This is a genomic window from Yersinia aldovae 670-83 (assembly GCF_000834395.1).
GTDB classification, from domain to species: domain Bacteria; phylum Pseudomonadota; class Gammaproteobacteria; order Enterobacterales; family Enterobacteriaceae; genus Yersinia; species Yersinia aldovae.
On record NZ_CP009781.1, the window covers coordinates 2,901,035 to 2,915,282 of the forward strand.

Sequence of the window (14,248 nt, forward strand, 5' to 3'; positions counted from 1 at the left end):
TGCTTATCTAAAGATTGACGCTGAAAGAACTTAAGTACCAATATAGAAACCCCACTCTTTTGATATCAAAAATATATGGAATTACGCTATCTACGTTATTTTGTCGCTGTTGCATCCACCCGGCACTTTACCCGGGCGGCTGAAATGCTGGGTATTTCCCAGCCTCCGCTGAGCCAACAAATTCAAAAACTGGAGCGAGAGATAGGTACGCCGTTGCTACGGCGATTAGCGCGTGGAGTTGAACTGACTGAGGCGGGGCAAATCTTCTATGCAGATGCTTGTCATATACTGAAGTTAACGGATGAAGCGATTGAGCGAGCCAAAAGTATTGCTCGTGGAGAAACGGGTAAACTGCGGGTCGGTTTTGCCAGCTCTACCGCTTTTCAGTTGATCGTTTTGCAGCTTCTCCATGTTTATAGGGAGAAATACCCTGAGGTGGTGTTATCGCCCAGTGAAGAGACAATGCCAATATTAATGAATGATTTGCATAATGAGCATATTGATGTGGCCTTTATCCGTCAGCCGTGTGATGCCAGTAATGAATTTACCTGCGCGGTGTTGGAGGAGGAAGATATGCTGCTGGTGCTACCGCAGAGCCACCCGTTACATGGCTGCCCAAAAATCAATCTGAACGTGTTACAGCATGAGAAGCTGATTACTTTCCCACGCGAAGTTGCCCCCGGATTGTTTGATACCATTATTGGAGCCTGCTACCGTGCGGGCTTCCAGCCCACTCTGGGGCAGCAATCACCGCAGATGGTTTCAGCAATCGCGATGGTTTCTGCCGGGTTTGGTTTCACGCTTGTTCCCCGCTCACTGGCGACACTTCAGGCGAATAATGTCACATATCATGACATTGACGATAACCGACTAAAAACCAGAATTACGATGGCCTGGCGTCGCCATGAGCGTTCGGCAACGGTGCTGAACATGGTGAAACTGATAACAACCCGTCTTAACTGTCATTCGCAGTGATAAACGGCAGCTTGATGATAATCCTGGTAAATTGCTCAGCCTCACTTAGCACTGTTACGCCATATTCTTTGCCATAGCGCACTTTAATGCGTCGATCTACCAGGTTCATCCCCAGCCCATCGCCGTTGGGCCGAGGCTGGTATAAACCAGCGTTGTCCTCTACTTCCAGTCTCAGTGTGTTGCCATCCAACTGGCCGCGCAGCGTAATACGCCCACCGCTGAACATCTGCGACGTGCCGTGCTTAATGGCATTTTCGACAACCGGTTGCAGAGAAAATGCCGGTAAACGTGCATCCATTAATTCATCGGGTAATGAGATCGCCACTGACAGGCGATCAGCAAAGCGCGCTTTTTCTATTTCTAGATACGCATTCACATGCTCAATTTCATCGCTTAGCGTGACTACATCGTGGCTGCGTTTGAGATTTTTGCGGAAAAATGTCGACAGAGAAAGCACTAACTTACGGGCATGATCAGGATTGCGGCGGATCACTACCGACAGAGTATTGAGCGCATTAAACAGGAAGTGTGGGTTCACCTGTGCATGGAGCAGTTTGATTTCAGATTGTGCCAGCATTTGCTTTTGCTGTTCGAACTCACCGGCCAGTATCTGGGCTGACAGCAAGTGGGCAATCCCTTCCCCTAATGTGCGGTTGATGCTGGAGAATAGCTTACTTTTCGGCTCATACAGCTTGATGCTGCCAATCACTCGGTGCTCTTCGCCACGCAGGGGAATAACCAGTGTTGAGCCGAGTTTGCAGGTCGGAGAAATGGAACAGGTATAAGGCACGGCATTGCCATCGGCGTAAACGACCTGGTTCAGTTCAATGGCCCGATGAGTATGGTCTGAGGTGATTGTGCCGCCGACCAAGTGGTGGTCAGAGCCGGTGCCGATGAACGCCAGCAACTTTTCGCGATCGGTAATTGCCACGGCACCAACCCCCAATTCCTCATACAAGATACGCGCCACCCGCATACTGTTTTGTTGGTCAAAACCATGCCGCAACAGCCCCTCCGACCGTGCTGCAATCTGTAAGGCTTTGGCTGAGAATGCTGTGGTGTATTTCTCGAAAATAGCGCGTCTATCCAATAAGATGCGCATAAACATGGCGGCACCGATAGTATTGGTGATCATCATCGGCAGGGCAATATTCCCTACCAATTCGACGGCCTCGTGCCACGGGCGGGCGACTGCCAGAATAATCAGCATTTGCAGAACTTCAGCCACCAGGGTAATGCCAGCAACGACCAGTGGTTGGAACAACAGGTCGAGTCGATTTTTGCGAATCAGGTAGCTGTGCAGGAAGCCCCCTAGCAGCCCTTCTGCAACGGTTGACAGCATACAAGCGGTGGCGGTCATCCCGCCCATTGAATAGCGGTGCAACCCCCCCGTCAATCCGACCAGAAAACCGACCGATGGCCCCCCCAGCACGCCTCCTAATACCGCTCCGATAGCCCGGGTATTGGCGATGGAGTCTTCAATATGTAAACCAAAGTAGGTACCCATAATGCAAAACATGGAGAACGTGAGGTAGCACACCAGTTTGTGCGGTAACCGAATGGTGACCTGCATTAACGGGATAAAAAGCGGTGTTTTACTTAACAGATAGGCAATGACCAAATACACACACATCTGCTGTAGCAAAGAAAAAATCAGTTCAAACTGGCTTACGCCCATGTTGGTAACCACAAATGCTTATTATTGCCGCTATTGTAACCATATTTGGGTGTGGAAAATTATGATGGAAACCCTTTTTAAGGGAAAAAAACCTGATGTGGGTAAACATCAGGTCAGTGACTGATTTTTCATATTTCTCTCATCGTGTTACGTGAAAAAAATTTCATTAGCAGTAAGGCAATGTTTTAGCATCCATTGACTATGCTTATCGCTTGGGTAAGCAAAATTTGCTGACGGAGCTTTATTGTCAGAAAAAGTGTATTAGGGCATGAAATCAGTTAATTGGTTAATCATTGACCTTAGTCACGCTTTAAACGCTAAATGGATTGCATGATGAAAAGGTCGGTTCTGGTGTATGTATTCAGAATTTGGCTCAAAAATCATGCCATTAATCATAGGAAGAATACCATGCCAGTACTTCCCGATCGTAAGGTGATTAATCAGATTATTTCCGGCCATTATGCCGATCCCTTTTCCATTTTGGGGATGCATCAAACTGCGCAGGGGTTACAGGTATGTGCTTTACTGCCGGATGCTAAAGAAGTGTGGTTGGTAGACACCGACTCTGGGCGTAATGTCGCGCAGCTCACCAGCGAAGACCCGCGTGGCTTCTTTATTGCCAAGCTTCCGCGCCGTAAAAAACCGTTTCGTTATCAATTTGCTGTTAGCTGGCAAGAAAGCACTCAAATCATCGACGATCCCTACCGTTTCGGCACATTATTGCAAGATATTGATAGCTGGTTATTAGCCGAAGGGACTCATTTGCGCCCTTATGAACGCTTAGGCGCGCATTTAATGGCGCTTGATGGTGTGCCGGGTGTCAGTTTTGCTGTTTGGGCGCCGAATGCGCAGCGAGTCTCAGTGGTTGGTGAGTTTAACTTTTGGGATGGTCGCCGCCATCCGATGCGGCGGCGGCGTGAAAATGGTATTTGGGAGTTATTTTTACCAGGGGTGCAAGCGGGGCAACTCTATAAATTTGAGATGATTGACAGCAATGGTCAGGTACGGCTGAAGGCTGACCCTTATGCGTTCGAAGCTCAGATGCGCCCAGAAACGGCCTCTTTGGTCAGCCCGCTGCCGGAAGTGGTGCAGAATACCCCAGCCCGACAAAAAGCCAATGACCTGCGCTCACCGGTCTCCATCTATGAAGTCCATCTCGGCTCGTGGCGTCGCCACACGGATAATAACTTTTGGCTAAGTTATGGCGAGTTAGCAGAACAATTGGTCGATTACGTCAAATATATGGGTTTTACCCATGTCGAACTGTTGCCGATTAACGAGCATCCATTCGATGGCAGTTGGGGTTATCAGCCACTTGGCCTTTATGCGCCAACCCGCCGTTTTGGTACGCCGCAGGATTTTAAAGATTTCGTTGCCAAATTTCATGAGGCGGGGATTAACGTTATCCTTGATTGGGTGCCCGGCCACTTCCCCAGCGACGAGCACGGGTTATCGCAATTTGATGGTACCTCGTTATATGAATATGCCGATCCGCGCGAAGGTTATCATCAGGACTGGAATACCCTGATTTATAACTATGGTCGTAATGAAGTTCGTAACTATCTGGCGGGTAATGCTTTTTACTGGCTGGAGCGTTTTGGTATCGACGCATTGCGCATCGATGCGGTGGCTTCAATGATTTATCGTGATTACAGCCGTGCCGAAGGGCAGTGGGTGCCTAATTATTACGGTGGGCGGGAGAATCTGGAAGCGATCGCTTTTCTACGTTATACCAACCATACCATTGGCGTTGAGCGCCCTGGTGGTGTGACGATGGCGGAGGAGTCCACCGACTTCCCCGGTGTAACATTGCCACCGGATGCGGGCGGGTTAGGTTTTAACTACAAATGGAATATGGGCTGGATGCATGACACGCTGAACTATATGCAGTGTGATCCGGTTCACCGCAAATACCACCATAATTTGATGACTTTCGGTATGTTGTACGCCTATACCGAGAACTTTATCCTACCGATTTCCCACGATGAAGTGGTTCATGGCAAACGGTCAGTTCTTGATCGGATGCCGGGCGATGCGTGGCAGAAATTCGCCAATTTGCGCGCCTATTACGCATTTATGTGGGCGCATCCGGGTAAAAAACTGTTGTTTATGGGCTGTGAGTTTGCCCAAGGGCGCGAATGGAATTTCGATACCAGCCTCGATTGGCATCTGCTGGATGATGAGAATGGCTGGCATACCGGTGTTCAGCGGTTAGTTCGTGACCTTAACCATTGTTATCAACAACATGCGCCGTTATATGAATTGGATTATCAGCCTGCCGGTTTTGAATGGCTGGTGGTCGATGACCATGAGAACTCGGTTTTTGCTTTCCTGCGCCGTGATGCTAACGGCAACGAGCTGATTGCTATCAGTAATTTCACGCCAGTGCCACGTTATAACTACCGCGTAGGCATTCCGCAAAGCGGCCATTATCGCGAAGTGCTGAATTCTGACTCCGAGTTTTATCGCGGTAGCAATCTGGGTAATCAAGGCGGAATTTATAGTCATCATGTTGGTAGCCATAATCACAGCCACTCATTGCTGCTAACACTGCCACCGCTCGCGACTATCTATTTATTGCGGGAGGAATTTGTTGCGGGAGAGGTGGGATGACGATGTTGACCCGTGGTTCCTCGCGGCCTATTGGTGCCTGTTTTGATGGGGCTGGGATAAATTTCACACTATTTTCAGCCAATGCAGAACAGGTCGAACTGTGCCTGTTTGATGATAATAACCAAGAGCTGCGTATTCCGTTACCTGCCCGTAGCGGCGATATCTGGCATGGCTATCTGCCCGGCGGTAAGCCGGGCCAGCGCTATGGCTATCGGGTTAACGGCCCTTTTGAACCACAACAAGGTCATCTGTTTAACCCCAATAAGTTATTGATAGACCCTTGCGCTTATGCGCTGGACCACAAGGTGGGCGATGATCCGCGATTAAACGCAGGGGTTAATCAGCCTGATGAGCGTGATAGCGCAGCCGCCGTGCCGAAATGCATTGTCGTCCATGAAGAATATGACTGGCAGGGGGATAGCTCGCCAAACATTCCTTGGGGCAATACGGTTATCTATGAAGCTCATGTGCGTGGCCTCACCCAATTGCATCCTGATATTCCGGCTGATTTGCGTGGTACTTATGCCGCTCTGGCGCATCCGGTCATGATTAACTATTTGAAAAAATTGGGCATTACCACGCTGGAGCTGCTGCCGGTGCAATTCCACGTCGATGAGCCTCGCCTACAGAGAATGGGGCTGAGTAATTACTGGGGCTACAACGTGTTGGCCCCTTATGCGGTTGATCCTGATTACGCTTCAGGTCGTGAGGGCGTGTCACCGCTAAAGGAGCTGCGTGATGCGGTGAAAGCACTGCATAAAGCCGGTATTGAAGTGATTCTGGACGTGGTGTTTAACCATACGGCGGAACTGGATATTTTTGGCCCGACGCTGTGTCAGCGTGGTATCGATAACGCCAGCTACTATTGGCTTAATGCCGAAGGCGAATACGACAACATGACAGGCTGCGGCAATGCACTGTGCTTGAGTCAGCCTTATGTTATGCAGTGGGTCATTGACTGCCTCCATCATTGGCTCGATAGCTGCCATGTTGATGGCTTCCGTTTTGACTTAGGGACTATTTTGGGCCGCACTCCGGCCTTTGATCAACATGCGCCTTTCTTTGCCGCACTGGAAGCTGATGAGCGCCTCAGCCGCTGCAAGCTGATTGCAGAGCCTTGGGATATCGGGCTGGGTGGCTATCAACTGGGTCAATTCCCCCCCGGTTTTAGCGAATGGAATGATCAGTATCGTGACGCGATGCGCCGTTTCTGGCTACGGGATGATTTACCTCTGGGGCAATTCGCCCAGCATTTTGCCGGCTCCAGTGCGTTGTTCGAACGACGGGATCGTCAGCCCTCCGCCAGTATTAATCAAATTACCGCCCATGATGGTTTTACTTTATTGGATTTATTGTGTTTTAACCAAAAACACAATCAAATCAATGGAGAAGATAATCGTGATGGCAGTGATAACAATATCAGCACTAATTTTGGGTGTGAGGGGTTAGTCGCAGATGAGGCCATCTGGCAGCGGCGTAAAGCCTGCCAGCGGGCGTTATTGACCACCTTATTACTTTCGCAGGGAACGCCGATGTTACTGGCCGGTGACGAGCATGGTCATAGTCAGCAAGGTAATAATAATGCGTATTGTCAGAACAACATTCTTACCTGGCTCGATTGGGGCAGTGCAGATAATTTGTTAATAACATTTACCGCTGAGTTAATTCGGTTGCGTCAGCAAATTCCGGCCCTGATAAAAGATAAATGGTGGCGGGAAGGTGATGGCAATGTGCAATGGCTGGATGGTCAGGGGCAAGTACTGAGTGATGCAGCTTGGGAGCAAGGTTGTCAAAAACTGCTGCAAATCCGGTTATCTGAGCGCTGGCTGGTGGTGATTAACGCTACCGGCCAAGAGTGTGAAATGTGTTTACCTGCGGGGGAATGGGGGGTTATTCCTCCTTTTGGGCCATCAGAACATGCGGAATCATTTACTGCATGGAACGGAGCCGCACACGCTGTTTGCGTGTTCGTACAGAAATTTTAAGGGGTTAGCTGTGGTTAAATTCGAAAACAAAGATCCGTTGATGTTAGCCCGAGTATTACCAAACAAATCTGTTGCGCTGATTCTGGCAGGGGGGCGTGGCTCGCGGTTGAAAGATTTGACCGCCACCCGAGCCAAACCTGCGGTACATTTTGGCGGTAAATTCCGCATCATTGATTTTGCCTTATCCAACTGTCTGAACTCCGGAATTCGTCGCATCGGAGTCATCACTCAGTATCAATCCCATACTTTGGTTCAGCACATTCAACGCGGCTGGTCATTCCTGAACGAAGAAATGAACGAATTTGTGGATTTATTACCTGCCCAACAACGCTTGAGCACCGAGCACTGGTACAAAGGCACCGCTGATGCGGTGTATCAAAATCTGGATATTATCCGCCGCTATGAGGCGGAATATGTCGTTATTCTGGCCGGTGACCACATCTACAAAATGGATTATTCGCGCATGTTAATCGATCATGTGGAGAAAGGGGCGGAATGTACTGTCGCCTGTATTCCCGTACCGATTAAAGAGGCAAATGAGTTTGGTGTGATGGAAGTGGCCGATGATTATCGCATCACCGCATTTTATGAAAAACCCACGAATGCACCCTCAATGCCGGGTCGCCCGGATATGGCGCTCGCCAGCATGGGGATCTATATTTTCAATGCTGATTATCTTTTTAAATTATTAGAAGAGGATATGAATACCCCCGGTTCCACCCATGATTTTGGCAAAGATTTGATCCCGAAACTGACAGCGCAAAAAGTGGCTTGGGCGCATCCGTTTGACCTTTCCTGCGTGACGTCTAATGCTGAGCTGCCGCCTTACTGGCGGGATGTCGGGACACTGGATGCCTACTGGCGGGCGAATCTTGATTTAGCCTCGGTGACACCTGAGCTGGATATGTACGACCGTGCCTGGCCGATTCGTACTCATATGGAGCCGTTGCCGCCCGCCAAGTTTGTGCAGGACCGCTCAGGCAGCCACGGTATGACCATGAACTCGCTGGTTTCCGGTGGCTGCATTGTGTCTGGGTCGGTCGTGGTGCATTCGGTGCTGTTCCCACGGGTACGAGTGAACTCATTTTGCACCATTGATTCCACCGTTCTGCTGCCGGATGTCAATGTTGGCCGTTCGTGCCGCCTGCGCCGCTGCATAATTGACCGTGCCTGCCACATACCCGAAGGGACGGTTATTGGGGAGAACGCCGATGAAGACAGTAAGCGTTTTTATCGCTCGGAGGGCGGGGTGGTGCTGGTCACGCGTGAAATGCTGGCGAACCTGGCAGCAAAATAGGGCGATTTTATTTATCTGATAGGTGTCAGGAGTCACGATGCGGGTCTTACACGTATGTACTGAGCTGTTCCCTTTGCTGAAAACGGGGGGGCTGGCCGATGTTGTCGGTGCTTTACCTGCCGCTCAGATAGCTGAGGGGGCGGATGTCCGGGTGATGCTACCTGCTTTCCCTGATTTGCGCAGAGGTATTCCGGACACTGTTTTGGTCAGGGAGATTGATACCTTTGCTGGCCGAGTTTCTCTGCGCTATGGCCACTATCAGGGGATCGGCATCTATTTGATTGATGCACCGGGCCTTTATGACCGGGCGGGTAGCCCTTATCACTCCCAATCTTTACATGCTTATGCCGATAACTATCGCCGTTTTGCTTTATTGGGCTGGATGGCGTGCGAACTGGCGTGTGGGTTGGACGGGTACTGGCGGCCAGAGGTTGTTCATGCCCATGATTGGCATGCCGGGCTAGCTTGTGCTTATCTCGCGGCGCGTGGGCGGCCTGCACGATCGGTCTTTACCGTCCATAATTTGGCTTACCAAGGGCTATTCTCTGGCCATCACTTAGCTGAATTACAACTGCCAGCAACCTTTTTTCAAATGTACGGGCTGGAGTTTTATGGGCAAATTTCTTACCTGAAGGCCGGATTATTCTTTGCAGACCACGTCACCACCGTCAGCCCGACTTACGCCAAAGAGATAACCCAGCCTGCATTTGGTTACGGCATGGAAGGGCTGCTGCAAGAGCGGGCCAGTCAGGGGCGGTTAACCGGGATTCTCAACGGGGTAGATAGCCATATTTGGAGCCCGCAGAGCGACGCCTTGCTACATGCTTGCTATGACGTAGAAAACCTGCAAGCAAAAGCTGTGAACAAAGCACACTTGCAAACCACGATGGGGCTGGAGGTGACGGAGAAGAAACCCATCTTTGCGGTTGTTAGCAGGTTGACGGCGCAAAAAGGGTTGGATTTGGTGCTGGAAGCCTTGCCAGATTTACTGCAACTGGGTGGGCAGTTGGTGGTACTGGGGGCCGGGGATGCCATTTTACAAGAGGAGTTCTTGGCCGCCGCCGCAGACTATTCCGGCCAGGTTGGGGTACAAATTGGCTATCACGAAGCATTCTCCCACCGGATTATCGCCGGTGCGGATGTCATTCTGGTACCGAGCCGCTTTGAACCCTGCGGGTTAACGCAGTTGTATGGTTTGAAATATGGCACTTTGCCGCTGGTGCGGCATACCGGTGGGCTGGCCGATACCGTGGTGGATTGTGCGCTGGAGAATCTGGCAGATGGCACGGCCTCGGGGTTTGTGTTTGATGAATGCGATGTGCAGGAATTGGTACGGGCAATACGCCGTGCTTTTGTACTGTGGAGCCGGCCAAAGCATTGGCGTCATGTTCAGCGCCATGCGATGGGGTTGGATTTCGGCTGGCAAGTCGCTGCGGCAGATTATCTGTCACTTTATCGGCGTCTCTAGTTTGCCGATCGGTTGTAAAGACGATTGGTTGTAAATACGACTGTAAACACGAATTGGGAAAACCGCTATGACATCACCGTTCAGTTATACCTCACCCATAGTCAGTGTGGATGCGTTGAAACACTCCATAGCCTACAAACTGATGTTTATTGTTGGCAAAGATCCTTCCATTGCAACTCAGCATGACTGGCTGAACGCGACGTTATTCGCAGTTCGCGACCGTATGGTCGAGCGCTGGTTACGTTCCAATCGCGCTCAATTATCACAAGACGTTCGGCAGGTTTACTATTTGTCAATGGAGTTTTTATTAGGCCGCACGCTATCTAATGCTCTGTTATCGATGGGGATATATGGCGATATCGAGCAGGCGCTGGATGAAATGGGCCTTAACCTGTCTGAGCTGTTGCAAGAAGAGAACGACCCCGGTTTAGGTAATGGGGGGCTGGGGCGTTTGGCGGCCTGTTTCCTTGATTCGCTGGCAACACTGGAACTGCCGGGGCGCGGTTACGGTATCCGTTACGAGTACGGTATGTTCAGCCAGAAGATAGTGAACGGCCAACAGATGGAATCGCCAGATAACTGGCTGGAATACGGTAACGCCTGGGAGTTCCCACGGCACAATACCCGCTATAAAGTGCGCTTTGGTGGCCGTATCCAGCAGGAAGGTAGCAAGGCCCGCTGGCTGGAAACCGAAGAGATCCTCGCCTGTGCTTACGATCAAATCATTCCTGGTTTTGATACAGATGCCACCAATACACTGCGCTTATGGTCTGCACAGGCCAGTAATGAAATCAATCTGGGTAAATTCAATCAAGGTGACTATTTTGCCGCGGTTGAAGATAAAAACCACTCAGAAAACGTATCCCGCGTGCTGTATCCCGATGACTCCACCTACTCCGGGCGAGAACTGCGTTTGCGCCAAGAGTACTTTTTAGTGTCAGCGACGGTGCAGGACATTCTCAACCGCCATTGGATGATGCACAAAAAGTCCGACAACCCATCTGGCAATCCATTCAGCAATCTGGCAGATAAAATCGCCATTCACCTCAATGATACGCACCCGGTGCTTTCAATTCCTGAAATGATGCGTTTATTGATCGATGAACATAAATTTGGCTGGGAAGATGCCTGGAATGTGGTACAGCAAGTATTCTCTTACACCAACCACACGTTGATGACGGAAGCATTGGAAACCTGGCCAGTCGATATGATTGGTAAGATCCTGCCACGCCATCTGCAAATCATCTTTGAAATCAATGATTATTTCCTCAAGTCGGTTGAAGAGCAGTATCCGGGTGACGCTGATCTGTTACGACGGGTATCGATTATTGATGAGCAGAATGGCCGGAAGATACGTATGGCTTGGCTTGCGGTGATTGCCAGCCATAAAGTCAACGGCGTGTCAGCCTTGCACTCAGAGCTGATGGTGACGTCACTGTTTAAAGATTTTGCCAGTATCTTCCCCAATCGATTCTGTAATAAAACCAATGGTGTCACCCCACGGCGTTGGCTGGCGCTGGCTAACCGGCCATTGTCGAAAGTATTGGATGACAGCATTGGCCACAATTGGCGTACTGACCTGAGTCAACTCAATGAGTTGGAAAAGAATCTCGATTTCCCGAGTTTCTTGCAGAAGCTTCAAGAGGCTAAGCTGGAGAATAAAAAACGGCTGGCGATTTATATCGCCAAAAAGCTGAATGTTGTCGTGGACCCGGCGGCGTTATTTGATGTGCAAATCAAGCGTATTCATGAGTACAAACGGCAATTGTTGAATGTGTTGCATGTGATTACTCGCTATAACCGTATCCTTGAGGCACCGGATGAGGCGTGGGTGCCGCGCGTGGTGATTTTTGCTGGTAAAGCGGCATCGGCTTATTACAATGCTAAACAAATCATTCACCTGATCAACGATGTTGCCAAAGTCATTAACAATAATGAAAGTATTAATAATTTGCTAAAAGTGGTGTTTATCCCTAATTACAGTGTCAGCCTGGCGCAGTTAATCATTCCAGCCGCTGACCTGTCCGAACAGATTTCGCTGGCCGGTACTGAAGCCTCGGGCACCAGTAATATGAAATTTGCCCTGAATGGCGCGCTGACTATTGGTACGCTGGATGGGGCGAATGTCGAGATCCAAGAACATGTGGGTGAGGATAATATCTTTATTTTTGGTAATACCACCGCACAGGTTGAAGCACTGCGTAATGATGGCTATAACCCACGAAAATATTACGATGAAGATACTGAATTGCATCAGGTATTAACACAGATTGCCACCGGCACTTTCAGCCCGGAAGAGCCTCATCGTTACACCAGCTTGTTTGATTCACTGGTGAATTTGGGGGATCACTATCAGTTGCTGGCAGATTATCGTAGTTATGTAGACACTCAAGATAAAGTCGATGAGCTGTACAGCAATCCAGATAAGTGGACACGTAAAGCGGCACTTAATATTACCAATATGGGTTATTTCTCCTCGGATCGGACAATTCAAGAGTACGCCGACGAAATTTGGCATATTAAGCCAATCAACCTGTAGTGATTAACTCAGAATATAATTCACTAAACCAATAACAAAACCCCTCTCACCAGTGACAGTGAGAGGGGTTTTTCAATTGCTCAGACTAAGCAACGCAGTGTTATCAGGAAACCAGCGACAGTGCCTGCTGTTTCTCTGCTTGTGCTTGCGCCAGCCATTGTGCAACGCGCTGTTTCTGCGCATCGTCCAGCATCATGCCTAACTTGGTACGACGCCAGATAGCATCATCCAGTTCAACTACCCACTCTTTCTCAACCAGATAACGCAGTTCTGCCTCATACAGACCGTGGCCGAAGTGTTCACCTAAGCTCTCGATACGGGTGGCATCCGCCAGTATCAGTTCGCTATGGCTACCGTAAGTGCAGGTATAGCGACGGGCCAGCCCTTCGGGTAACCAGTTGTGGCGGTGGCGCAGTTGAACAATATAGTTATCGCGGCTGCCACCAATATCACCACCTGGCAGCGCGCCGTTTTTGGTCCACGCTGGGCCGATATTGGAATAGTAACCGGACAGTTTTTCCAGTGCGTGTTCAGCCAACTTGCGATACGTGGTCAATTTGCCACCGAATACTGACAGCAATGGTGCTTTACCGGCGTCATCGGCGACATCCAGTGTGTAATCACGGGTGACGGCTTGCGGCGAATCCGATTCATCGTCACACAGCGGGCGCACACCAGAATAGGTCCAGACGATATCGTCACGGCCCAACTGCTTTTTAAAGTGATCGTTATACACTTTCAGCAGATAGTCTATCTCCTGTGAGTCGATCTTCACCTCTTTCGGATCGCCGTGATATTCCACATCTGTCGTACCGATGATGGAATATTCATCCAACCACGGGATGACGAAAACGATGCGGTGGTCTTCGTTTTGCAGAATATAAGCCTGTGGTTGGTTATGCACGCGTGGCACCACAATATGGCTGCCTTTAATCAGGCGGATGCCATAAGGTGATTTCAGCTTCAGACCATCGTCGAAGAATTGTTTAACCCACGGGCCGGTCGCATTGACTAAGCCTTTGGCGCGCCAGGTGAGGGTTTTACCGGTATTGACGTCAATGGCTTCAACCATCCACAGGCCTTGCTCACGCCAGGCACGGGTCACTTTGGTACGGGTACGGACTTCACCGCCACGCTCGACGACTTCCTGAGCATTCAGCACCACCAGACGAGCATCATCTACCCAGCAGTCCGAATATTCGAAACCGCGCACTAATTCAGGTTTCAATACGGATTCAGGCCCAAAACGTAGCCCTTTACTGGCAGGCAGGCTGGTACGCTTGCCTAAATGGTCGTACAGGAACAAACCGGTGCGAATCATCCACGCCGGGCGCAGATGGGGCTGATGGGGTAAGCGGAAACGCATGGGGAAGGCGATGTGCGGTGCCATTCTCAGTAAAACTTCGCGTTCAGCCAGTGCTTCGCTCACCAGACGGAATTCGTAATGTTCCAGATAGCGCAAGCCACCGTGGATAAGTTTGGAGCTGGCGGAAGACGTAGCACAGGCCAAGTCTTGCGCTTCCAGCAGCAGAACTGACAGGCCACGCCCTGCAGCATCCGCAGCGATACCGGCACCGTTGATACCACCACCGATAACGATCAAGTCTTTGGTTTCCATGCTTACTCCCTCCGGATGTTCGAAACAGCTCTTTAATGTTCGTTTTCGCTCATGATTGTAATCAAAAACCAACAA

8 protein-coding genes are annotated in these 14,248 nt (G+C 50.0%); 6 read left to right on the plus strand and 2 right to left on the minus strand.

The window, feature by feature from the left end; all coding sequences use genetic code 11:
• Nucleotides 1–75: 75 nt before the first annotated feature.
• Nucleotides 76–975, plus strand: coding sequence for a LysR family transcriptional regulator (locus tag AT01_RS13095; protein WP_042547466.1), 900 nt, complete (start codon nucleotides 76–78; stop codon nucleotides 973–975).
• Here AT01_RS13095 and AT01_RS13100 read toward each other — a convergent pair.
• A complete protein-coding gene (locus AT01_RS13100) occupies nucleotides 956–2,653 on the minus strand; it encodes a sensor histidine kinase (protein ID WP_004699653.1) in 1,698 nt (565 codons plus the stop codon). The genes AT01_RS13095 and AT01_RS13100 overlap by 20 nt on opposite strands.
• A gap of 408 nt (nucleotides 2,654–3,061) precedes the next feature.
• Here AT01_RS13100 and glgB point away from each other — a divergent pair, with 408 nt between their 5' ends.
• From glgB to glgP, 5 genes are all read left to right on the plus strand, one after another.
• Nucleotides 3,062–5,266: a 1,4-alpha-glucan branching protein GlgB gene (gene glgB, locus AT01_RS13105; RefSeq protein ID WP_042547467.1), complete on the plus strand. Its 2,205-nt coding sequence runs from the start codon at nucleotides 3,062–3,064 to the stop codon at nucleotides 5,264–5,266.
• A complete protein-coding gene (glgX, locus tag AT01_RS13110; RefSeq protein ID WP_042547468.1) occupies nucleotides 5,263–7,251 on the plus strand; it encodes a glycogen debranching protein GlgX in 1,989 nt (662 codons plus the stop codon). The genes glgB and glgX overlap by 4 nt, the downstream gene beginning before the upstream one ends.
• 10 nt (nucleotides 7,252–7,261) lie before the next feature.
• Nucleotides 7,262–8,548 (plus strand): glucose-1-phosphate adenylyltransferase, encoded by a 1,287-nt coding sequence (gene glgC / locus AT01_RS13115; RefSeq protein ID WP_042547469.1) that lies wholly within the window; start codon nucleotides 7,262–7,264, stop codon nucleotides 8,546–8,548.
• A gap of 37 nt (nucleotides 8,549–8,585) precedes the next feature.
• A complete protein-coding gene (gene glgA / locus AT01_RS13120) occupies nucleotides 8,586–10,016 on the plus strand; it encodes a glycogen synthase GlgA (protein WP_042547470.1) in 1,431 nt (476 codons plus the stop codon).
• 67 nt (nucleotides 10,017–10,083) lie between these two features.
• Nucleotides 10,084–12,555 (plus strand): glycogen phosphorylase, encoded by a 2,472-nt coding sequence (glgP, locus tag AT01_RS13125; protein WP_004699667.1) that lies wholly within the window; start codon nucleotides 10,084–10,086, stop codon nucleotides 12,553–12,555.
• A 103-nt stretch (nucleotides 12,556–12,658) separates the two neighbouring features.
• On the opposite strand, the gene glpD is transcribed toward glgP, so the two are convergent.
• Nucleotides 12,659–14,173 (minus strand): glycerol-3-phosphate dehydrogenase, encoded by a 1,515-nt coding sequence (gene glpD, locus AT01_RS13130; protein WP_004699669.1) that lies wholly within the window; start codon nucleotides 14,171–14,173, stop codon nucleotides 12,659–12,661.
• Nucleotides 14,174–14,248: the final 75 nt, after the last annotated feature.

What these genes read in the sequence shown, in the direction of transcription:
- AT01_RS13095 (WP_042547466.1), top strand. Translation starts at nt 76, where the DNA reads ATGGAATTACGCTATCTACGTTATTTTGTCGCTGTTGCATCCACCCGG.
- AT01_RS13100 (WP_004699653.1), bottom strand. Translation starts at nt 2,653, where the DNA reads ATGGGCGTAAGCCAGTTTGAACTGATTTTTTCTTTGCTACAGCAGATG.
- glgB (WP_042547467.1), top strand. Translation starts at nt 3,062, where the DNA reads ATGCCAGTACTTCCCGATCGTAAGGTGATTAATCAGATTATTTCCGGC.
- glgX (WP_042547468.1), top strand. Translation starts at nt 5,263, where the DNA reads ATGACGATGTTGACCCGTGGTTCCTCGCGGCCTATTGGTGCCTGTTTT.
- glgA (WP_042547470.1), top strand. Translation starts at nt 8,586, where the DNA reads ATGCGGGTCTTACACGTATGTACTGAGCTGTTCCCTTTGCTGAAAACG.
- glgP (WP_004699667.1), top strand. Translation starts at nt 10,084, where the DNA reads ATGACATCACCGTTCAGTTATACCTCACCCATAGTCAGTGTGGATGCG.
- glpD (WP_004699669.1), bottom strand. Translation starts at nt 14,173, where the DNA reads ATGGAAACCAAAGACTTGATCGTTATCGGTGGTGGTATCAACGGTGCC.